General features: G+C 68.3%; 20 protein-coding genes. 8 read left to right on the top strand and 12 right to left on the bottom strand.

Annotation, left to right across the window (positions count from 1 at the left end; genetic code table 11):
• Nucleotides 1-6: 6 nt before the first annotated feature.
• The 5 genes from ABT313_RS05705 to sdhC form a co-directional block, all read right to left on the bottom strand.
• Complete coding sequence (locus ABT313_RS05705) at nt 7-1,170, bottom strand: WD40/YVTN/BNR-like repeat-containing protein (RefSeq protein WP_350849056.1); 1,164 nt, start codon at nt 1,168-1,170, stop codon at nt 7-9.
• A gap of 105 nt (nt 1,171-1,275) precedes the next feature.
• Nucleotides 1,276-1,980, bottom strand: coding sequence for a succinate dehydrogenase iron-sulfur subunit (locus ABT313_RS05700; protein ID WP_134105327.1), 705 nt, complete (start codon nt 1,978-1,980; stop codon nt 1,276-1,278).
• The gene (sdhA, locus tag ABT313_RS05695; RefSeq protein WP_350849053.1) at nt 1,980-3,722 is read right to left on the bottom strand and encodes a succinate dehydrogenase flavoprotein subunit; all 1,743 of its coding nucleotides are present in this window, start codon (nt 3,720-3,722) and stop codon (nt 1,980-1,982) included. Before sdhA ends, ABT313_RS05700 begins: the two co-directional genes overlap by 1 nt.
• 7 nt (nt 3,723-3,729) lie before the next feature.
• Nucleotides 3,730-4,185: a succinate dehydrogenase hydrophobic membrane anchor subunit gene (locus ABT313_RS05690; RefSeq protein WP_350849051.1), complete on the bottom strand. Its 456-nt coding sequence runs from the start codon at nt 4,183-4,185 to the stop codon at nt 3,730-3,732.
• Nucleotide 4,186: 1 nt separating this feature from the next.
• On the bottom strand, nt 4,187-4,564 hold the full coding sequence (gene sdhC, locus ABT313_RS05685) for a succinate dehydrogenase, cytochrome b556 subunit (RefSeq protein ID WP_134105324.1): 378 nt from the start codon (nt 4,562-4,564) through the stop codon (nt 4,187-4,189).
• Between the two features lie 181 nt (nt 4,565-4,745).
• Here sdhC and ABT313_RS05680 point away from each other — a divergent pair, with 181 nt between their 5' ends.
• The gene (locus tag ABT313_RS05680; RefSeq protein ID WP_350849049.1) at nt 4,746-5,555 is read left to right on the top strand and encodes an MBL fold metallo-hydrolase; all 810 of its coding nucleotides are present in this window, start codon (nt 4,746-4,748) and stop codon (nt 5,553-5,555) included.
• Between the two features lie 481 nt (nt 5,556-6,036).
• Here ABT313_RS05680 and ABT313_RS05675 read toward each other — a convergent pair whose 3' ends face one another.
• From ABT313_RS05675 to ABT313_RS05660, 4 genes are all read right to left on the bottom strand, one after another.
• Entirely contained in the window at nt 6,037-7,266 is a 1,230-nt protein-coding gene (locus ABT313_RS05675) for a glycosyltransferase (protein ID WP_350849047.1), read from the bottom strand.
• On the bottom strand, nt 7,263-8,375 hold the full coding sequence (locus ABT313_RS05670) for a glycosyltransferase family 4 protein (protein WP_350849045.1): 1,113 nt from the start codon (nt 8,373-8,375) through the stop codon (nt 7,263-7,265). The genes ABT313_RS05675 and ABT313_RS05670 overlap by 4 nt, the downstream gene beginning before the upstream one ends.
• Nucleotides 8,376-8,599: 224 nt before the next feature.
• On the bottom strand, nt 8,600-9,034 hold the full coding sequence (locus tag ABT313_RS05665; protein ID WP_350849043.1) for a type II toxin-antitoxin system VapC family toxin: 435 nt from the start codon (nt 9,032-9,034) through the stop codon (nt 8,600-8,602).
• A complete protein-coding gene (locus ABT313_RS05660) occupies nt 9,021-9,251 on the bottom strand; it encodes an AbrB/MazE/SpoVT family DNA-binding domain-containing protein (protein ID WP_350849041.1) in 231 nt (76 codons plus the stop codon). The genes ABT313_RS05665 and ABT313_RS05660 overlap by 14 nt, the downstream gene beginning before the upstream one ends.
• A gap of 121 nt (nt 9,252-9,372) precedes the next feature.
• Between ABT313_RS05660 and ABT313_RS05655 the strand changes: the two genes are divergently transcribed.
• Nucleotides 9,373-10,947 (top strand): acyl-CoA mutase large subunit family protein, encoded by a 1,575-nt coding sequence (locus ABT313_RS05655; RefSeq protein WP_350849039.1) that lies wholly within the window; start codon nt 9,373-9,375, stop codon nt 10,945-10,947.
• On the opposite strand, the gene ABT313_RS05650 is transcribed toward ABT313_RS05655, so the two are convergent.
• Both ABT313_RS05650 and ABT313_RS05645 read right to left on the bottom strand, forming a co-directional pair.
• Entirely contained in the window at nt 10,944-11,594 is a 651-nt protein-coding gene (locus ABT313_RS05650) for a GNAT family N-acetyltransferase (protein WP_350849037.1), read from the bottom strand. The genes ABT313_RS05655 and ABT313_RS05650 overlap by 4 nt on opposite strands.
• Before the next feature lie 3 nt (nt 11,595-11,597).
• The gene (locus ABT313_RS05645) at nt 11,598-12,779 is read right to left on the bottom strand and encodes an amidohydrolase (protein WP_350849035.1); all 1,182 of its coding nucleotides are present in this window, start codon (nt 12,777-12,779) and stop codon (nt 11,598-11,600) included.
• A gap of 273 nt (nt 12,780-13,052) precedes the next feature.
• Here ABT313_RS05645 and ABT313_RS05640 point away from each other — a divergent pair, with 273 nt between their 5' ends.
• The 6 genes from ABT313_RS05640 (at nt 13,053) to ABT313_RS05615 (ending at nt 19,952) form a co-directional block, all read left to right on the top strand.
• Complete coding sequence (locus tag ABT313_RS05640; RefSeq protein WP_350849033.1) at nt 13,053-14,132, top strand: BMP family lipoprotein; 1,080 nt, start codon at nt 13,053-13,055, stop codon at nt 14,130-14,132.
• 118 nt (nt 14,133-14,250) lie between these two features.
• Complete coding sequence (locus ABT313_RS05635) at nt 14,251-15,801, top strand: ABC transporter ATP-binding protein (protein WP_350849031.1); 1,551 nt, start codon at nt 14,251-14,253, stop codon at nt 15,799-15,801.
• A complete protein-coding gene (locus tag ABT313_RS05630; protein ID WP_350849028.1) occupies nt 15,802-17,007 on the top strand; it encodes an ABC transporter permease in 1,206 nt (401 codons plus the stop codon).
• A complete protein-coding gene (locus ABT313_RS05625; protein ID WP_350849026.1) occupies nt 17,004-18,293 on the top strand; it encodes an ABC transporter permease in 1,290 nt (429 codons plus the stop codon). The genes ABT313_RS05630 and ABT313_RS05625 overlap by 4 nt, the downstream gene beginning before the upstream one ends.
• Nucleotides 18,268-18,678, top strand: coding sequence for a cytidine deaminase (locus ABT313_RS05620; protein ID WP_350849024.1), 411 nt, complete (start codon nt 18,268-18,270; stop codon nt 18,676-18,678). Before ABT313_RS05625 ends, ABT313_RS05620 begins: the two co-directional genes overlap by 26 nt.
• Entirely contained in the window at nt 18,678-19,952 is a 1,275-nt protein-coding gene (locus tag ABT313_RS05615; protein WP_350849022.1) for a thymidine phosphorylase, read from the top strand. Before ABT313_RS05620 ends, ABT313_RS05615 begins: the two co-directional genes overlap by 1 nt.
• Here ABT313_RS05615 and ABT313_RS05610 read toward each other — a convergent pair.
• Nucleotides 19,949-20,620 carry a hypothetical protein gene (locus ABT313_RS05610; protein WP_350849020.1) on the bottom strand — a complete coding sequence of 224 codons (672 nt, stop codon included), beginning with the start codon at nt 20,618-20,620 and terminating at the stop codon, nt 19,949-19,951. The two genes, ABT313_RS05615 and ABT313_RS05610, sit on opposite strands and share 4 nt — an antisense overlap.
• Nucleotides 20,621-20,651: the final 31 nt, after the last annotated feature.

The raw sequence follows: 20,651 nt of genomic DNA, 5'->3' as shown, positions 1-20,651 counted from the left end.
GCTCGACTAGCGAGGCGCGAACTTCGTCCAGGTGGCGCCCTCGTCGGTGCTCAGCACTACCTCCGTCGTACGCCGCTTCGGCACTTCGAACCCGTACATCAAGTGCTCGTCCCCGGCGAGATCCGCCAGGTCACCCGGGTACCCGCGGTCGAGATCGGCCGCGCCGTCCCGCACCCGGTACAGCCGCGGCCGGTCGTTCAGCCGGCCACCGAGCATCATCGCCGTACCGTCGTCGAACGCGAGCGGCGGCGTGTTCAGGCTCTGCGGCGGGTGCTGGACGAGCGTCCAGGTCGCCCCGCGGTCGTTCGAGATGCGCATCTTCGAGACCGCCTGCCCGCTGTCGCCGACGATGACCGACGTCGTCACCACGGTTTGCCCGTCCGGGCTGACCGCGAGCTTCCCGAGTTGGTTGCGGTTGTCGAGCGCCTGCGACTGCCAGCTCTTCCCGCCGTTGTCGGTCCACAGGATGTCGGTCCGCCCGACCCCGGACAGCACCCAGCACCGCCCGCTCGTGTCGCAGACCGGCGACCGGGTGCCACGGGTGTCGAGCATCCGGACCGAGGACTCCTTGGGGTTCACCACCACGATCCGCCCCGGCACGACCTGGTCGGTCAGGATCTCGCCGGGCTCGAACGTCGACGTGGACAGCCGGTACCGCAGCCGGGTGAGCACCGGGCCGTCGTACGTCATCCGGAACATCATCGTGGTGTCCCCGGTGAGCGTGCCCTCGCGCGGCGGGGCGACCGCGATCGCGTCGTCGCCGGTCGACAGCGTCGCGTACGGGACCGGCCACTCCGGCGAGGTCGCGCGGGCGCCGTCGCGATCGAGTACGGCGGCGTACCGGCAGTTCGGGCCGCTCGCACAGTCGGACCAGCCGGCCGCCCAGCGGTTCCGCGTCACCATCGTCATCGACAGCACCTGCGCCCGCTCGGCGTTCACTACGGCCGTCCCGGGCCGCCCGGCGGACGCGGGCTCGATGGCCACCGGCCCCGAGTTGGCGTCGATCCGGTGTGAGACCCAGAGCACGCTCGTCGCGACCACGGACAGCACGGCGGCCAGTACGCCGAGCACAAGCAGCGGCGGCCTGCTCCGGGGGATGCCGCAGCGCTCCAACGCGTCGACCAGCCGGGGGTAGTAGCGGTCGACGTACTCACGAACGCGCTGCTGCACAATCACCCCCCGGGCTGACGAGCAGCCTCTGTCCTCGCGAGGGCAGAGGCTGCGTGGCTCTCGAATTGGCCGGGTCAGAGTTTATGCGACCGCCGGGGCGACCGATCACACCCGGCGGAAGATGAGTGCGCGCTTCACTTCCTGGATGGCCTTGGTGACCTCGATGCCGCGGGGGCAGGCGTCGGTGCAGTTGAAGGTGGTCCGGCAGCGCCAGACGCCTTCCTTGTCGTTGAGGATCTCCAGCCGCTGCTCGGTGCCCTCGTCACGGCTGTCGAAGATGAACCGGTGCGCGCCGACGATCGCCTGCGGGCCGAAGTACTGGCCGTCGGACCAGAACACCGGGCAGGACGTCGTGCACGCGGCGCACAGGATGCACTTCGTGGTGTCGTCGAACCGGTCCCGGTCGGCCTGGGACTGGATCCGCTCCCGGGTCGGCTCGTGACCGCTGGTGACCAGGAACGGCATCACCGCGCGGTACGCCTCGAAGAACGGGTCCATGTCGACGACCAGGTCCTTGAGCACCGTCAGGCCCTTGATCGGCTCGACGGTGATCTCCTTGTCCGGGTTCAGGTCCTTGATCAGCGTCTTGCAGGCCAGCCGGTTCCGGCCGTTGATCCGCATCGCATCCGAGCCGCACACCCCGTGCGCGCAGGACCGGCGGAACGTCAGCGTGCCGTCCTGCTCCCACTTGATCTTGTGCAGCGCGTCCAGCACCCGGTCGGTCGGCTGCAGCGTGACCGAGTACGTCTTCCACTCGGCCTCGTCGACGACCTCGGGGTTGTACCGCAGGATCTTGACCTTGACGTCCATCAGTACTTGCGCTCCATCGGCTTGTAACGGGTCTGGACGACCGGTTTGTAGTCGAGCCGGATCGTCTCGTTGCCGTCGGCATCTACCTCGCGGTACGCCATCGTGTGCCGCATGAAGTTGACGTCGTCGCGGGTCGCGTAGTCCTCGCGGAAGTGCCCGCCGCGGGACTCCTTGCGCTCCAGCGCCGACACCACCAGGACCTCGGCCAGATCGATCAGGAAGCCGAGCTCGACCGCCTCGAGCAGGTCGGTGTTGAACCGCTTGCCCTTGTCCTGGACGGCGACGTTCGCGAACCGCAGCTTGAGCGCCTCGATGTCGACCAGCGCCTGCTTGAGCGAGCCCTCGGTCCGGTACACCTGCGCGTTCAGGTCCATCGTCGCCTGCAGGTCGGACCGGATCGCCGCGATCCGCTCCTCGCCGGTCGAGTTGCGCAGGCCCTCGACGAGCTCCACGACGTACTTCTCCGGCTCCGCGGGGAGCTCCTCGAAGACCGCGGTCTCGGCGTACTCCGCGGCCGCGATACCGGCCCGCCGGCCGAACACGTTGATGTCGAGCAGCGAGTTCGTGCCGAGGCGGTTCGCGCCGTGCACCGAGACGCAGGCGACCTCGCCGGCGGCGTACAGGCCCGGGATCACGTCGTCGTTGTTGGCCAGCGCCTCGCCCTTGATGTTGGTCGGGATGCCGCCCATCGCGTAGTGCGCGGTCGGGAACACCGGGATCTGCTCGGTGTAGGGCTCCACGCCCAGGTACGTGCGCGCGAACTCGGTGATGTCCGGCAGCTTCGCGTCGATATGCGCGGGCTCGAGGTGAGTCAGGTCGAGCATCACGTAGGCGCCGTCCGGACCGCAGCCGCGGCCCTCGCGTACCTCGTTGGCCATCGCGCGGGCGACCATGTCCCGCGGCGCCAGGTCCTTCACGGTCGGTGCGTACCGCTCCATGAACCGCTCGTTGTCCTTGTTCCGCAGGATGCCGCCCTCACCGCGGGCCGCCTCCGACAGCAGTACGCCGAGACCCGCCAGGCCGGTCGGGTGGAACTGGAAGAACTCCATGTCCTCCAGCGGCAGGCCCTTGCGCCAGACGATGCCCATGCCGTCGCCGGTCAGCGTGTGCGCGTTGGACGTCGTACGGAAGACCTTGCCGAAGCCGCCGGACGCGAAGATCACGGACTTGGCCGAGAACACGTGCAGCTCGCCGGTGGCCAGCTCGTACGCGACCACGCCGCTCGCCTTGCCGTCGGTCATCAGCAGGTCGAGAACGTAGTACTCGTTGAAGAATTCGACGTTCTGCTTGATGCACTGCTGGTACAGCGTCTGCAGGATCATGTGACCGGTCCGGTCGGCCGCGAAGCAGGACCGCCGGACGACGGCCTCGCCGTGGTTGCGGGTGTGGCCGCCGAAGAACCGCTGGTCGATCTTGCCCTCGGCGGTCCGGTTGAACGGCAGGCCCATCTTCTCCAGGTCGAGGACCGCGTCGACGGCCTCGCGGCACATCACCTCGGCCGCGTCCTGGTCGACCAGGAAGTCTCCGCCCTTGACCGTGTCGAAGGTGTGCCACTCCCAGTTGTCCTCCTCGACGTTGGCCAGCGCGGCGCACATGCCGCCCTGGGCCGCGCCGGTGTGCGACCGGGTCGGGTAGAGCTTGGTGAGTACGGCGGTCCGGGTCCGCTTGCTCGACTCGAGAGCGGCCCGCATTCCCGCGCCGCCCGCGCCGACGATGATGACGTCGTACTGATGGACCTGCATGACTTCCTTACTTACAGACAGACAATGTGGAGTTGGGGTCGAGGCACGGGTCGAAGGTGAAGATCACCAGGGTGCCGAGGACGACGATCACCAGCGCCGCCGTGATCAGCAGCGCCTTCAGCCAGAACCGGGTCTGGTCCTTCTCGGCGTAGTCGTTGATGATCGTGCGCAGCCCGTTCGAGCCGTGCAGCATCGCCAGCCACAGCATCAGCAGGTCCCACACCTGCCAGAGCGGGTTGGCCCACTTGCCGGCCACGAAGCCGAAGTCCAGCGCGGTGATCCCGCCGCCGAGCATCAGGTTCACGAACAGGTGCCCGAGCACGAGGATGACGAGGGCGAGCCCGGACAGCCGCATGAACAGCCAGCTGTACAGCTCGAAGTTGGTCTGGCCGGAGCGGTTCCGGCCGCCGCCCTTCAGGTTGCGGGCCCGGGAGCTGCTGCGTGGCTGGGCGATCTCGCTCATCTCAGCCTCCGAACACGTGGGTCAGATGGCGGATGACGAACGGGACGAACAGCACGACCCAGATCACGCCGACGCCGATCATCAACTGGCGCTGGTACCGCGGGCCCTTGGCCCAGAAGTCGATCAGGATCAGCCGGATGCCGTTGAAGGCGTGGAACAGGATCGCCGCCACCAGCCCGACCTCGAGCAGGCCGACGACCGGGTTCTTGTAGGTGCCGATGACCTCGTTGTACGCGTGCGGCGAGACCCTGACCAGGGCGGTGTCCAGCACGTGCACCAGCAGGAAGAAGAAGATGCCGACACCGGTGATGCGGTGTGCGACCCACGACCACATGCCCTCCCGGCCGCGGTACAGCGTGCCGGCTGGTTTGCTGGGCACCAGATCCTCCTCGTCGAGAACGCCAGGTCGTCTTGATGCTAGACCCGCTGGATGAGGTGAAATGTCCTGACAGATGTGACATCGATCGCGACCGATGTGATCTCGGTCGCGTCCAGCCTTGACTTCAACCGAGCTTGAACCCATTGGCTTGCGGCACATCAGAACCGAGGGGAGAACTACAGTGAGTTTCTGGATCTGCGCGACCTGTGCGGTCGAGCATTCCGAGCAGGTCGAGGTGTGTGCGATCTGTGCGGACGAGCGGCAGTGGGTGCCTGCCGATGGGCAGCACTGGACCACGCTCGAGGAGCTGGCCGGGACCGAGGTGACCATCGACGAAGTCGAGCCGAACCTGTACGGCGTCCGCTCGAAGCCGCCGGTCGGCATCGGGCAGCAGTCGATGCTGGTCGTCACCGACGGGGGCAACCTGCTCTGGGACCCGATCGGGTACCTCGACGACGACGCCGTCCGCCGGGTCCGCTCGTACGGCGAGGTGGTCGGGATCATCGCCAGCCATCCGCACATGTACGGCGTCCAGGTCGAATGGAGTCACCGGCTCGGCGACGTACCGGTGTATGTCGCGGAGGCCGACAAGGAATGGGTCGCCCGCCAGGACCCGGTGATCCGGACCTGGTCGGGCAAGCTGACGCCGCTACCCGGAGTGACCGTTCTCCAACCCGGCGGTCACTTCCCAGGCAGCGCGGTCGTGCACTGGCAGAACGGTGCCGAGGGCAAGGGTGTGATCCTGTCCGGCGACACGATCTTCGCCAACCCCGACCGCACGTCGGTGAGCTTCATGCGCAGCTACCCGAACCGCATCCCGCTGTCCGGCGCGGTCGTCGACCGGGTCGCCCGCTCCCTCGACCCCTACGAGTACGACCGCCTCTACAACAACTTCGGCGCCTCGATCCCGGTCGACGCCAAAGCCGTCGTACGCCGCTCCGCGGACCGCCACGCAGCCTGGGTCCGCGGCGACTACGACCACCTGACCTGATCCACGAGCAGATCTTCAACGAAGCGATAGGGAAAAGACCAACAAAAGGAAAGAAGAAACAAGAGGAGGAAAGAAGAAGATATAGAGAGGTGGCTGACTTCCGCGGTCAGCCGTGAGGATCTGCCCGCGCGACGCGGCCCGCCGACGGCCGCCCCGCCTGCTCGCGTCATCCACAGCCCGCCGAGTCGTGGCGAACGGTTCTCACCCCGAACGCCGAGTCGTGGATCACGGCAGATTCTCACAACCGTTCTCCACGACTCGGCGATCGGACGACTTGCGGCTGACCGCTGGGGCCAGCCACATCTCTAAATGTCTTTTCTTTCCTGGTCTTTCCTTCAATCTCTTCCCTGAGGGGTCGCCCGAGACCTCTGAATAAATCCTCAGTCAGCCGGTCACCGAAGCGAGCCACCACTCCAGAACTCTTCTCTTCTTCTTTGGTCGTTTCGTCGAGAGCTCTGCGCTGGGGTTCTGGGTTGTTTTTCTAGGCGGCGATGCGGGTCTGGCTGAGGCGGTGGTGGAGGGTGAGCATGCGGTTGACGCAGGTCTGCCATTCGTAGCGTTCGGCGCGGTGGCGGGCGGCGGCTCGGCGGCCGGGGACGTTCGCCAGGGCCAGGACTGCGTCGGCCAGGGCGGACGGGTTGGCTGCCTCCCAGCGGCCGCAGGTTTCGTCGACGAGTTCGCGGGCGCCGCCGGTGTTCGCGGTGACGACCGGCGTACCGGCGGCGAGAGCCTCCAGGACCGCCAGGCCGAAGGTCTCGCCGGGGCAGACGGACAGCGCGATGTCGGCCTCGGCGAGATGCCTGGCCAGGGTCTGGCGACCGTCGACGTACCCGTGGAAGGTGATCGGCGCGGATCCGGCGATCTCGATCAGCTCGTCCAGGTGCGGGCCCGTGCCGTACACGTCCATCTGGAGCTTCACGCCGCGGCGGTGCAGCTCGACCGCGGTGGCGACCGCGAGGTGCGGGCTCTTCTCCCGTGACAGCCGGCCGGCGTGGACCAGCTTGAGTACGCCGTCGTCGACCGGCTTGGCCCGGGACGGGTGGAAGGTCTCCAGGTCAACCCCGAGCGGGATCCGGACCAGCGGCGTCGTCACTTCGTCGAACTCCGCGGCCGCGTAGCGGGATGTGACCACCACGGCGTCGTACGTGCGGCTGAGGATCCGGTAGAGCGCGGCCACGGTCGCGACCACGTGGAGTTGGCTGGCCTTCACACCCTCGGCCCGGCGCTGGACGCTCTCACCGGTCCAGCGGCTCGTGCGCTGGCTGACTTCGCCGAGCATCCGGCCGGGACGCAGTACGTCGTGGCCGCCGAGCTGCCCGGGACGGGCCGAGCCCAGCGCCAGCATCGCGTCCAGGCGCTCATGGCTGAACAGGATCGTGCCGATGTCGTTGCGCCGGGCCCAGCGCGCGACCGGGAGCAGCGTCGACTTGTCCGAGATCTCGACCGTGGTCGGCCCGAACTTCTTCAGTACGTCGATCACGTTCCACGGGTTCGTGATGAGGCGGTACCCGCCGCTCACCTTCGGCGCCTTCACCCGGACCACCGTGCCGAACTCGGTCTCGGCGATCTCGTCGCGCTCGCCCGGCGTGATCACGATCCGCTCGGCGCCGGCCTCGACGTACCCGCGGCCGATCTGCTCGATCGCGGTCCGCATGCCGCCGGAGGTCGGTCCGACGAAGTTCGCCAGTTGGGCGATCCGCAGCCCCGTCACGCGACCCGCCGGATCGCCGCTGCCTCACGCAGGACCTCGGCGTAGTGCCGGTCGACCAGGTCGTCGACCACCGCCGGCCAGGTCCGGGACTGGACGCGTTCCAGGCCACTGGCCGCCATCCGGCTGCGTGCGGCCGGGTGGTCCAGCATGATCTTCACCTGGTCGCGCAGCGATCCGGCCCGGCCGGGCTCGAACAGCAGGCCGTTCTCACCCGGGTGGATCAGGTCCAGCGGTCCGCCCGCGGCCGGGCCGACGGTCGCCACGCCGGAGGCCTGCGCCTCCTGGATCGTCTGGCAGAACGTCTCGTGCTCACCGGTGTGCACGAACACGTCCAGCCCGGCGAAGATCGCGGCCAGGTCGGCGCCGCGGCGCATCCCGAGGAAGGTTGCCGTCGGCAACGCGTTCTCCAGCGAGGCGCGGTCCGGGCCGTCGCCGACGACGACGATCCGGCAGTCCAGGTCGGTCAGCTCGGCGAGTCGGCGGACCTTCTTCTCCGCGGCCAGGCGGCCGACGTACCCGACGATCGGCTTGCCGTCGGGGGAGATCTCGCGGCGCCACTGCTCGTCGCGGTTCGACGGGTCGAACAGGTCGAGGTTTACGCCGCGGCCCCACCGGTACACCCGCGGTACGCCGCGCTGCACCAGCGCGTCGACGGCCGAGGTCGAGGGCGCCAGGGTGCGATCGGCACGCGAGTGCGTGCGGCTCACCCAGCGCCAGATGCCGCGGTCGGCGGCGGCGTACCAGGGGTACTGGCGGGCGAAGCCGGCGATATCGGTCTGGAAGATCGCGACCGTCGGCAGCCCGAGCTTGCGGGCCGCGCGCAGGCCGTACGCGCCGATGATGAACGGCGAGGCGAGGTGCACGAGGTCCGGCTTGAAGTCGGCCATCGCGCGCTCGATCGACGGGTCCGGCAGGCCGACCGGGTATTCCTTGTAGCCGGGCGTCCGGAAGCTGCGGGCGCGGATCACCGGTACGTCGCCGTACGCGTCCGGGCCTGGTCCGGGGGCGATGATCAGCAGTGCGTGCCCACGGGCGCGCAGCCGGTCGGCGACATGGCGAGCCGTGTTCGCCACGCCATTGATCTGCGGCAGGAAAGTCTCGGCCACCATCACGATTCGCACACCTCGAAGGTTCCTCACCGTGCATGAACCCTGGGCGACGCTCTCGTGACACGGCGTCGATGCCCTGTCGACACCTGCAGAGATTTGAAGTGTCCTTCAGGTTGCCACCGGGCTGTGCTTGGTTAGTCGCATGCGAACTCTGGGGATCGTTGCACACCAGACGTCCTGCAAGACCAGTCGACCGCCTCGCGGGAGAGGTCTTTCGGTCCGAGTCAGGGGGCGATGAGCCGAACAGTCGGAAAGTAGGTGAGATAGCGGTTGGCGTCGCGCGTGAGAAGACGGTGTCCGGCGATCGCGGCGTGGGCGCCGATGTAGAAGTCGGCGAGTGGCGAGCGGCGAGATCCTCCACGACGGCGGTAGTCGAGGTACGCCTTCCCGGCCAGGAATCCGGCGTCGAACGGCAAGGGCTCGCGTCGCAGCTCAGCCTCGGCCAGGACCTCGTCGAGTTCCTCGACGGAGTCGAAGTCGACCGACACCTCGGCGTACACGATCGGGTTGATCACGAGTGGCCCTTCGTCGCCTGCTTGCGCGAGGGCGTCTTCCGACCAGTCGGCCCATTTCGGATCGTCGGTGGTGAGATCGAGAATGACGCAGGCGTCGACGAGTGTCGCCGGTGGCCGGACCAGCGACAGGTCAGTCCTCGCCACGGAGCAGTTCCATGATCTTGTCGGTGCTCATCCCGCTCGTGCCGCGACCACGCAGCCGTGCGGCCGTGCGGCGGCCGTGCGACCGGTTCGACTTCGCGCGAACCAATTGCACGGCGTTTCCGCGAACGACGAACTCCACCTCGTCGCCTTCGTGCAGCCCGAGGTGCTCGCGGATCTCTACCGGCACTGTCAGTTGGCCCTTCGATCGTAGTTTCATCCCGCCCCTCCTCGAGTTGGAATCCAACGAGTAGGAATCATACCGCGGTTTCGGTGAGGGTGCTCGATGTCACGGAGCTGGTGCATACCAGTGCGGTGGTGGTTCGGAATACCGTGGGGGGATGAGTCATCGCAGCGAGTCGGGGTTCGAGTTCGATCCGGTGTATGGGCCGCTGGACGGGTTCGACCCGGCGGCGAAGCTGGGGGAGCCGGGCGAGTTCCCTTACACCCGGGGCGTGTACCCGACGATGTACACGCGGCGGCCGTGGACGATGCGGCAGTACGCCGGGTTCGGGACCGCGGCCGAGTCGAACCAGCGGTACCACCAGCTGATCGACCACGGGACCATGGGCCTGTCGGTCGCGTTCGACCTGCCGACCCAGATGGGCTACGACTCCGATGCGACGATCGCGCACGGCGAGGTCGGCAAGGTCGGGGTGGCGATCGACTCGATCGACGACATGCGGGTGCTGTTCGACAAGATCCCGCTGGACCAGGTGTCGACCTCGATGACGATCAACGCGCCCGGGTCGGTGCTTCTGCTGCTGTACCAGTTGGTCGCCGAGGAGCAGGGCGTGTCCGCGGACAAGCTCACCGGCACGATCCAGAACGACGTACTGAAGGAGTACATCGCCCGCGGGACCTACATCTACCCGCCGAAGGAGTCGCTGCGGCTGATCAGCGACATCTTCGCGTACTGCCACGCGGAGCTGCCGCGGTGGAACACGATCTCGATCTCCGGCTACCACATGGCCGAGGCGGGGGCGACGCCTGCGCAGGAGATCGCCTTCACCCTGGCGAACGGGATCGAGTACGTCCGCGCCGCCGTTGCCTCGGGGCTCGACGTGGACGAGTTCGCGCCGCGGCTCTCGTTCTTCTTCGTCGCGCGGACGACGCTGCTGGAGGAGGTCGCGAAGTTCCGTGCGGCCCGGCGGATCTGGGCGCGGGTGATGCGGGATTCGTTCGGCGCCCGCAACCCCAAGTCGTTGATGCTGCGCTTCCACACCCAGACGGCCGGCGTCCAGCTGACCGCGCAGCAGCCTGAGGTCAACCTGGTCCGCGTCGCGATCCAAGGACTGGCCGCGGTCCTCGGCGGGACCCAGTCGCTGCACACGAACTCGTACGACGAAGCGATCGCGCTGCCGACCGAGAAGGCGGCCCGCCTCGCGCTGCGTACGCAACAGGTCCTCGCGTACGAGACCGACGTCACCGCCACGGTCGACCCGTTCGCGGGCTCGTACGTCGTCGAGTCGCTCACCGACGAGGTCGAGTCCGCCGCGGTGGAGCTGATGGACCAGGTCGAGGAGTACGGCGGCGCCGTCGCCGCGATCGAGAAGGGCTTCCAGAAGCAGGAGATCGAGCGGTCGGCGTACCAGATCGCCCAGGAGATCGACTCGGTCGAGCGCGTGGTCGTGGGGATGAACAAGTTCAAGATCGCCGCGGAGGAGCCGTACGAGCCGCTCCGCGTCGACCCCACCATCGAGGCCCAGCAGACCGCCCGCCTGGCAGACCTGCGGGCGACCCGCGACCAGGCCGCCGTCGTCGAGGCCCTGGCCGCCCTGAAGAAAGCTGCCCAAGGCAACGACAACTGCCTCTATCCGATGAAGGAAGCCCTGAAAGCCCGAGCCACCGTAGGCGAGGTCTGCAACACCCTCCGCGAAGTCTGGGGCGTCTACGTCCCCGCCGACACCTTCTAGCCGGACGACAAAGGCAGGTAGGTCTGGCAGGCCTCGGTGTTGTGGAGGTGGATGTCGTCTCGGCGGTGCTTCGCCCAGTTGTCCCGGGTTAGGCGCCAGCGGTTCAGGAGACCGGGTTCGCCGAGGCGGGTGGCCCAGTCGGAGCCGTTCGGTTCGTAGCCGAGCGCCCTGGAGATCGCGTTCGAGCCATGGTTGTCCACGAAGGCGTCGCTGCTCGCCTCCTTCGCCCCGAGGCCCTCGAAGGCAAGGTGCAGGATCGCGGCGCGCATCTCACGCCCGAGGCCACGACCGCGCTCGTCGCTGGACAGCCACGAGAAGCTCGTGACCGTGCCGAGGCCGGCGAAGTCCAGGCCGATCAGGTCCTGCATCCCGACCGGCCGCCCGTCCACGACCACCACGAAGTACAGCCGCCAGGCGTCGGCCTCGACCTTCCCTCGTCCGCGCCAGATCGCCCGCATCCACTTGGCCACCCGCTGGTCCGGATCCGGCTCGTAGAGCGAGATCGGATCGTCGTACGGCGGCGGGTCCGCATGCGTCTTCCCCGCTCGCACCACCTCCGCCAGCTCACCCAGCAGCTCGTCGGTCGCCCCGCGCAACTCCAGCCTCGGCGTACTGACCCGCACGTCAAGCAGCGGATAACTCGTCATGCGCTAATCCAACAACGCGACCGAGGTCAGGACTGTGGTGCCCAGGGTGATGGCTTCCTCGGAGGGGCTGAAGCCGGGGGTGTGGAGGTCGGCGGCGGTTTCCGAGGAGGGGTGGCGGACGCCGAGGCGGGCCATGGCGCCCGGGACGTGTTCGAGGTACCAGGCGAAGTCCTCGCCGCCGAGGGACTGGTCCGTAGGCGCGATCGCGCTCGAGCCGAGGGTCTGGTGTACGGCGTTCTGCAGGACCCCGATCGCGGTCGTGTCGTTCATCACGGGCGGTACGCCGTGGGTGACCTCGGTGTCGACGTCCACGCCGTACGGGCGGACGAGCTGTTCGGCCAGCGACGGGATCAGCTCCTCGGCCAGACGCCAGGCGTTGACGTCGAGGCAGCGCAGCGTCCCCTCGGCCTCGCCGCGTGAGGGGATCGCGTTGGCGGCCGAGCCCGACGTGATCCGGCCCCAGACGAGCGACATGCCGGCGCGCGGGTCCACCCGCCGCGACAGCGCAGCGGGGAGCTCCGACACCAGGGTCGCGAGCGCGTAGACAAGGTCCGCAGTCAGGTGCGGACGCGACGTGTGACCACCCGGCCCGGTCAGCCGCACCAGGATCCGGTCGGCGGCCGCGGTCAGCGCACCGACCCGCAGCCCGACCTGGCCCACCTGCAGCCGCGGATCACAATGCAGCCCATAAATACGGCGGACCCCGTCGAGTCCGCCGGCTGCGATGACGCCGAGCGCTCCGCCCGGCATCACTTCCTCCGCGGGCTGGAAGATCACCCGCACCCGCCGGTCCAGCTGCCCGTCCCGCGCCATCCCGGCCAGCACCAGCGCCGCACCCAGCAGAGCCGACGTGTGTACGTCGTGACCGCACGCGTGCGCCACTCCGTCGATCGTCGACCGCCAGGGTGCGTCCACGCCGTCCGGCACCGGCAGCGCGTCGATGTCCGCCCGCAGCGCGACACACGAGTCACCGGCGCCGATGTCGCAGATCAGGCCGGTCCCGGTCGGCAGCACCCGCGGGGACAGCCCGGCCTTGATCAGCTGCTTCTCGAGGAGCTCGGTCGTCCGCACCTCGTGCCACCCCAGCTCCGGGTGCGCGTGCAGATCCCGCCGTACGTCGACCATCTCCTCGCGTACCGCCTCGACCCGGGCGAGGACGTCCGCGACCAGCAACTGATGACTCATGCCGCGATTGTGCACCAGAGTCGGGCGAAGACCCACCGTGACGACCACGGACCGTGAGAGCCGCCACGGAGCGTGCATACCGTGACATGGGTGGCGCAGCCCGTGACCGTACCGGAGAAGTTGTCGAAATGTGACGAGAATGCCGGTCACTTTCCGGTATCGAGGCCTGCGCGACGTTCAAAGAATGACGGGGCGCGCCCTATAGTCTGCGGATGCGGCACGTGGGGGAAGGCGTGCCGGGCAAAGATATCTGGTCGACGAAGGAGACGTCCGGTGAAGAAGTACGTGCGGGGAACGGCGATCGTGGGCGTGCTGACGCTCGCCGTCGCCGCTTGTGGCAGCAAGCCGACCGACAGCAGCTCGAGCGGCAGCGACGCCAACAAGAACTTCAAGGCCTGCATGGTCTCCGACTCGGGGGGCTTCGACGACAAGTCGTTCAACCAGACCTCCTACAAGGGTCTGCAGGACGCGGTCAAGGAGAAGGGCCTCACCGAGGTCAAGGCCGAGTCGAAGTCTGACAACGACTACACGACCAACATGACCGCGATGGTCAGCGCCAAGTGCAACGTCATCGTCGCCGTCGGGTTCAAGCTCGAGGACGCCACCGAGGCGGCCGCCAAGGCGAACCCGAACATCAAGTTCGCGATCGTCGACTCCGCACCGAAGGCGCCCATCGCCAACCTGAAGCCGCTGCTGTTCAACACCGCGCAGTCCAGCTTCCAGGCCGGCTACCTGGCCGCCGCGATGACGCAGTCCGGCAAGGTCGGCACCTTCGGCGGTCTGCAGATCCCGACCGTGACGATCTTCATGGACGGCTTCGCCCAGGGCGTGCGGTACTACAACACGCAGAAGGGCAAGAACGTCCAGGTCCTCGGCTGGGACGACCAGAAGCAGAAGGGTCTGTTCACCGGCGACTTCGAGGACAAGGCCAAGGGCCAGAACAACGCGCAGAACCTGATCACCCAGGGCGCGGACGTGCTGTTCCCGGTCGCCGGTCCGTCGGGTCTGGGCGGTCTGCAGGCGGCCAAGGCCAGCAACGGCAAGGTCAACGCGATCTGGGTCGACACCGACGGCTGCATCAGCGCCGAGGAGTACTGCTCGGTCCTGATGAGCAGCGTCGAGAAGGGCATGGACGTCGCCGTGAAGGACGCGGTGATCTCGGTCGTCGACAACAAGTTCGACAACACCCAGTTCACCGGCACCCTGCAGAACGGCGGTACGGCGATCGCGCCGTTCCACGACTTCGACAGCAAGGTCCCGGCGGACGTGAAGTCCGAGCTGGACACGATCAAGGCCGACATCATCAGCGGCAAGATCACGATCGAGTCGAAGGTACAGCCGAAGGCGTCCTGATCGATCGCGCATCCGCGTAGTACGGTGCGAGCCAGGAAGGCAACGGACCCACCGGTCCAGCCCTCCTGGCTCGCGGTATGAAGAGCCTGGCTCGCCGTCTGAAGGGGAGGCTGCCCGCATGCATCTCGAGCTGTCCGGCCTGACCAAGAGCTTCGGCTCGCTGGTTGCCAACGACCACATCGACCTGGTGATCGAGCCGGGCGAGATCCACTGCCTGCTCGGCGAGAACGGAGCCGGCAAGAGCACGCTGATGAACATGCTCTACGGGCTGCTGCAGCCCGACGAGGGCGAGATCCTGATCGACGGCGAGAAGGTGAGGATCACCTCGCCGAGCGACGCGATCAAGCACGGGATCGGGATGGTGCACCAGCACTTCATGCTCGTCCCGGTGTTCACCGTCGCCGAGAACATCATGCTCGGCCGGGAGAACACCCGGGCCGGCGGCATCCTGGACCGGAAGAAGGCCGACGCCCTGGTCACCGAGCTGTCCGACCGGTACGGCTTCGAGGTCGACCCGGAGGCGCTGGTCGAGGACATCCCGGTCGGCGTACAGCAGCGGGTGGAGATCATCAAGGCGCTCAGCAACGACGCCCGGGTGCTGATCCTGGACGAGCCGACCGCGGTGCTGACCCCGGCCGAGATCGACGAGCTGATCGGCGTGATGCGCCAGCTCAAGGAGAACGGCACGTCGATCGTCTTCATCACCCACAAGCTCAAAGAGGTCAAGGCGATCGCGGACAAGATCACCGTGATCCGCCGCGGCAAGGTGGTCGGCCAGGCCGAGCCGTCGGAGACCGAGGAGCAGTTGGCCGAGCTGATGGTCGGCCGGGCGGTCGACCTGGTCGTCGACAAGGAGCCGGCCCAGCCGAAGGACGTCGTACTGCGGGTCGAGGGGCTGACCGTGATCGACGAGCGCGGGTTCACCGCCGTCGACGACGTGGACCTCGAGGTCCGGGCCGGCGAGATCCTCGCGGTGGCCGGTGTCCAGGGCAACGGTCAGACCGAGCTGGCGGAGGCGCTGCTGGGGCTGATCCAGATCGCGGCCGGGAGGATCTCGCTGGACGGCGAGGACCTGACCGGCAGATCGACCAGACAGCGGCTGGAGGCCGGTATCGGGTACGTCCCGGAGGACCGCGCCCACGACGGCTTCGTCGGCTCGTTCACGGTCGCCGAGAACCTGATCCTCGACCTGTTCCGCAAGGCGCCGTTCGGCAACGGGCTGGCGCTGCGGACCGACGAGATCGACAAGAACGCCGAGGCCCGGGTCGAGGAGTTCGACATCCGCACCCAGAGCATCGACCTGCCGGTGTCGTCGCTGTCCGGCGGCAACCAGCAGAAGGTCGTACTCGCCCGCGAGCTGTCCCGGCCGCTGAAACTGCTGGTCGCCTCGCAACCGACCCGTGGTGTCGACGTCGGCTCGATCGAGTTCCTGCACAGCCGGATCGTCGAGGAGCGCGACAACGGCACCGCCGTCCTGATCGTGTCCACCGAGCTGGACGAGATCGCCGCCCTGACCGACCGGGTCGCGGTGATGTACCGCGGCAAGGTGGTCGGCGTCGTACCGGCCGACACCCCGCGCGACGAGCTCGGCCTGATGATGGCCGGCGCCTCCAAGTCCGAGGCGCACGACGTCGCGATCGAGAACCCGACCACGTTGGGAACCATCTAGATGAGTACAGAGGCAAACGTCGAGCCGGCTCCCGCCGCGCCCGTACCGGCGAAGGAACCGCAGCGCTCCGGCCTGCCGTCGTGGGCGATCCAGGGCCTGGTCTCGCTGAGCGCGATCGTGCTGGCGCTGGTGGTCGGCGCGATCCTGATCATCGTCAGCGACGACCAGGTGAAGACCGCGATGGGGTACTTCGGCGCCGCGCCGATGGACACCATCTCCGCGGCCGCGAGCGCCGTCGGCGAGGCCTACAAGGCGCTCGCCCTCGGTGCGTTCGGCTCGGTCACCGCGATCACCGAATCGTTGACCCAGGCAACGCCGCTGATCTGCGGTGGCCTCGCGGTCTCACTGGCGTTCCGCACCGGGCTGTTCAACATCGGCGCGCAGGGTCAGCTGATCGCCGGCGCGATCCTCGCGGCGTACGTCGGGTTCGCCTGGCACCTGCCGCCCGGTCTGCACCTGATCGTGGCGATCCTCGCCGGACTGCTCGGCGGCGCGCTGTGGGGCGGTGTCGTCGGGTTGCTGAAGGCCCGAACCGGCGCGCACGAGGTGATCGTGACGATCATGCTCAACTACGTCGCGATCTATCTGCTCGCCTGGCTGCTGACCACCTCGGCGTTCCAGCGGCCCGGGCGGACCGACCCGATCTCGCCGATCGTCGACTCGAACGCGCAGTACCCGCAGTTCGGCGACACCCGGCTGCACGGCGGCTTCATCCTCTCGGTGCTGGCCGCGATCTTCGTCTGGTGGTTGCTGAACCGCTCGACGATCGGCTTCGAGCTGCGCGCCGTCGGTGCGAACGCCGACGCCTCGCGGACGGCGGGGATGTCGGTCGGCCGCGCGTACATCATCGCGATGGTCGTCGCCGGCGCGCTCGCCGGTCTGGCCGGGACCCAGCAGGTGCTCGGGACCGACCTGCCGCTGACCGACGGTGTCGCGGCATCGGTCGGCTTCGACGCGATCACGGTCGCGCTGCTCGGCCGCGGCACACCGCTCGGCACGGTCCTGGCCGGGCTGTTGTTCGGCGCCCTGAACGCGGGCGGTCTGCAGATGCAGCTGATCACGCAGACCCCGTTGACGCTGACCACGGTCCTGCAGGCCGTGATCGTGCTGTTCGTGGCGGCCCCGGCTCTGGTGCGCTCGATCTTCCGGTTCCTGCCCAAGGATCGCGGCGCCGGCGCCGTCCTCGCGAAAGGCTGGAACGGATGACCGAGACGACTCCCGACGCGGTGCCCGCGGCACCTGCGAAACCGCACGTCATCGAGGCGCCGGCCGATCGGACCCGCCGGTTGCGGGTCGGCGGCCTGATGCTGGTGTTCGCGCTGATCGGGCTGATCCTGGCGATCTTCACCAAGAGCGGCAAAGCGACGTTCCAGCTGGTCTCCGGCGATCTGCAGAACAACCTGCTGCACGTGCCCGCGCAGGTGGTCGGGCTGCTGCTCGGCATCGTCGGCGTGGCCTCGGCCGCGGCGTACATCGTCCGCCGGGTGCCGCAGCGGTACGCCGGTTGGCTGGCTGCCCTGCTCGGCATCTGCTTCATCGGCGCGTTCCTGTGCTGGGCGGCCGCGGGCAAGACGTTCCCGCTGGCGAACCAGTTCCAGGGCACGCTGAACTTCGCGACCCCGCTGATCCTCGGCGCGCTCGCCGGTGTGCTGTCCGAGCGGGCCGGTGTCATCAACATCGCGATCGAAGGTCAGTTCCTGACCGGCGCGTTCACCGCGGCTGTCGTGTCCAGTACGACGGGTAGCGCCGCGGCCGCGCTGATCGCGGCGGCGGCGACCGGTGTGCTGATGGCTGCGCTGCTCGCGGTGTTCTCGATCAAGTACCTGGTCAACCAGGTCGTGCTCGGGGTCGTGCTGGTGGTCTTCGCGACCGGTATCACCGGGTTCCTCTTCGACGAGTTCCTGCAACCCGACGCGAACAAGCTGAACACGCCGGAAGTGCTGTCGGCGGTGAAGATCCCCGGTCTGGCCAGCATCCCGTTCTTCGGCCCGATCCTGTTCAACCAGACGATCCTGGTGTACCTGACCTATCTCGCGGTCGCGGTCGTCACGTTCGTGCTGTTCCAGACCCGGTGGGGCCTGCGGATCCGCGCGGTCGGCGAGCACCCGAAGGCCGCCGACACGGTCGGCATCAACGTCAAGCGGATCCGGTACTCCGCGGTCCTCTCGGCCGGCATCCTGGCCGGGCTCGGCGGCGCGTTCTTCACCGTCGGGTACGCCGGTTCGTTCTCGAAGGAGATGACCGCGGGCAACGGGTTCATCGCCCTCGCCGCACTGATCATGGGCCGCTGGCACCCGATCGGCGCGACGGTCGCGGCCCTGTTCTTCGGCTTCGCCACCCAGTTGCAGTCCCAACTCCAGATCATCCAAACCCCGATCCCCGGCGAACTGCTCCTGATGGCCCCCTACCTGGCCACGATCATCGCGGTAGCCGGCCTGGTAGGCAGAGTGAGAGCCCCAAAGGCCGATGGCGAACCCTACGTCACCGAGTGAGATCGACTGGCCGGCCTTGCGCGCGCTGGCCGTCGAGGTCATGCAGCGGGCCTATGCGCCGTACTCCGGGTTTGCTGTGGGGGCGGCGGCTCTGGTGGACGACGGGCGGGTTGTTGCTGGGTGCAACGTGGAGAACGCGTCGTACGGGTTGACGTTGTGTGCGGAGTGCGGGCTGGTATCGGAGCTGCACCGGACCGGTGGTGGGCGGCTGGTGGCGTTCAGTTGTGTGGATCACCACGGGGATCTGCTGACGCCGTGCGGGCGGTGCCGGCAGTTGCTGTATGAGAACGGCGGGCCGGGGCTGCTCCTGGAGACGCCGACCGGACCGCGGCCGTTGCGTGAGTTGCTGCCCGACGCGTTCGGGCCGGAGGACTTGGAGAACTGATGAGTTTCGACGCGGTGGATGTCATCCGGGCCAAGCGGGACAAGGGTGAGCTGAGCGACGGGCAGATCGACTGGGTGATCGACGCCTACACCAAGGGTGACGTCGCCGACGAGCAGATGTCCGCGCTCGCGATGGCGATCCTGCTGAACGGGATGAACCGGCGCGAGATCGCCCGCTGGACCGCGGCGATGATCGCGTCCGGCGAGCGGATGGACTTCGGCAAGCTGTCCCGGCCGACCGCGGACAAGCACTCGACCGGCGGCGTCGGCGACAAGATCACGTTGCCGCTGGCACCTTTGGTCGCGGCGTGCGGGATCGCCGTACCGCAGCTGTCGGGCCGGGGCCTCGGCCACACCGGCGGCACCCTGGACAAGCTGGAGTCGATCCCCGGCTGGCGCGCCGCGCTGTCGAACGACGAACTGATGCAGCAGTTGGAGGACGTCGGCGCGGTGATCTGCGCCGCCGGCGACGGTCTGGCTCCGGCCGACAAGAAGCTGTATGCGCTGCGTGACGTGACCGGCACGGTCGAGGCGATCCCGCTGATCGCCAGCTCGATCATGAGCAAGAAGATTGCCGAGGGAACCGGAGCGCTGGTGCTGGACGTGAAGGTCGGCTCCGGCGCGTTCATGAAGGATCTGGCCGACGCCCGTGAGCTCGCCGAGACCATGGTTGCGCTGGGCACCGATGCCGGCGTGAAGACCGTTGCCTTGCTCACCGACATGTCGGTCCCGCTCGGCCTGACCGCGGGTAACGCCCTCGAGGTCCGTGAATCGGTCGAGGTACTGGCCGGCGGCGGTCCCGCCGACGTCGTCGAGCTGACCGTTGCCCTGGCCAAGGAGATGCTCGCGGCGGCCGGCGTCACCGACGTCGACCCGGCCGGGAAGCTCAACGACGGTACGGCGATGGACGCGTGGCGCGCGATGATCGCGGCCCAGGGCGGCGACCCGTCCGCGGAGCTGCCGGTCGCGCCGGAGCAGCACGTCGTACCGGCTCCTGCGTCGGGCACGCTGTCCAAGCTCGATGCCCTGGCGGTCGGTGTGGCCGCGTGGCGGCTCGGGGCCGGCCGGGCGCGCAAGGAGGATCCGGTGTCCGCGGTCGCCGGCGTCGAGATGCACGCGAAGCCGGGCGATCAGGTGCAGGAAGGTCAGCCGCTCTTGACCCTGCACACTGATGACGCGAGCCGGATCGACCGTGCGCTGGAGTCGCTGGTCGATGCGGTGGCTGTCGCGGACTCCTACGTGCCAGGTCCGTTGGTGATCGACAGGATCGGCTAGCTCGACGTTGCGGTGAGGCGGGCTCGCTGTTCCTTCGCGAGTGACGTGACGAGTGCGGTGTCCGGGGTGAGATTGCTGCCCGGGGCACCTACCTCGCGGACGCTGATCTCGACGACCATCGGCCCGACGGCGAGGCTGACCTCGGCGACGGCGGTGGACTGGGAGGTGCCGCCGTCGAACTCGACCCGGGCGTCGGACAGCCCACCGGGGAAGTTGAACGGGTTGTCGTGGGTGTCCTGGCTCCAGAAGCCCTTCTGGAGGGCTGCTGCCTTGGCGGCCGAGCCCGTCTTGAACAACTGCAGGGTGAAGCGCTTCTTGTTGTCCGGGCTCAGCCGGGACGCGCGGTACCCCTCGGCGAAGGTCGCGTTCAGCAGCAGGGCGCGGTCCAGCGCCGGGTCGGCCGACCAGGTGTTCAGGAAGCCGGTCGCGGTGAACGGGCCGGTGGCGTTGGCGCGCGGGTCCGCGAGGTACCCGCGAGGCAGTACGGCGAGGCCGGCGAGCGAGCCCTTCTCCTTCTGGGCTGTGCCCGACAGCGAATGCTTGGCTGCGGGGGTCTCGGCGGCGGTGGCTGACGCGCCGTTCTCGCTGCCGCAGGCACTCACGGTCAGCAACGCAGCGGCTACTACAACGGCAGCGCCTACGGCTTGACTCCGCGCAGTCCGCGTCACGGTCCCTCTCCGTCCAGCTACTCGCCCCCGA

The sequence above is a fragment of the Kribbella sp. NPDC000426 genome (assembly GCF_040300265.1).
Lineage (GTDB): Bacteria > Actinomycetota > Actinomycetes > Propionibacteriales > Kribbellaceae > Kribbella.
The sequence above is the reverse complement of the archived record's forward strand: the minus strand, read 5'-3'. Positions and strand labels throughout refer to the sequence as shown.